This window comes from Halomonas sp. PBN3 (assembly GCF_000475415.1).
Lineage (GTDB): Bacteria > Pseudomonadota > Gammaproteobacteria > Pseudomonadales > Halomonadaceae > Halomonas > Halomonas shengliensis.
The window spans coordinates 1-653 of sequence record NZ_AXCA01000102.1; the positions used below are offsets into that span (position 1 = coordinate 1).

Consider the following 653-nt stretch of genomic DNA (forward strand, 5'->3'; position numbering starts at 1 on the left):
ACCCAGCCATGGCCCAGCTCCTTGTCGGCGTCGGTAGTCACACTGTCATTCATGAGCTGGACGCTAGCCCGGGTCAGCGTCATCTCGCCCAGGTTGAAGGCGTTGCCGGTGCCGCCCATGCGGCCGCGCACCATGGCCATACCTACCTCGGGGCCACGCACGCAGCGGTAGTCGGGGGTAATACCCAACCGCGCCCATTGCTCGGTCAGGCGCTCACGGGGTGTCAGCGCGAGAATGCGCTGACGTCGTGCAGAGGTCATGCAGACACCTCGTCAGTCAGTGAGTCAGGGAAATCGATGTGGTAGGCGAGCCGGTCGGCCCGGGCGCGGCTGATCGAGACCTCAACCAGGCTGCCGTCGGCATCCACGTTGTCACTGGTCAGCTGGAGCAGCGGCGCCTGATGGGCACAGCAAAGCAGGCGTTGATCCTCGCGATCGGCGCTGCTGGCCTCGATGCGCACGCGTTTGCGGTGCAGTCGCAAGCCATAGTGCTGATCAAGCAGAGCCCGAGTGGACCCACCGCGATAGCGCTCAAGCCAACCAGGAACGCGCTTGGGGTCGAACCAGTGGCGCAGGCGCATGAGAGGCGCATCGTCCACCCAGCGCAGGGTATCCACGGCGATCAAATGTGAGTCGGCGGCCAGGCCGAAACGC

Annotated in this window: 2 protein-coding genes; both read right to left on the reverse strand. The window is 65.2% G+C overall.

What is annotated here, in order from left to right:
* On the reverse strand, window positions 1-260 hold a 260-nt coding region (locus Q673_RS23890), incomplete at its 3' end, for a phosphonate C-P lyase system protein PhnG (protein WP_031217770.1).
* A partial coding sequence (locus tag Q673_RS23895) for a GntR family transcriptional regulator (RefSeq protein WP_023005182.1) occupies window positions 257-653 on the reverse strand: 397 nt, incomplete at its 5' end. The genes Q673_RS23895 and Q673_RS23890, both read right to left, overlap by 4 nt.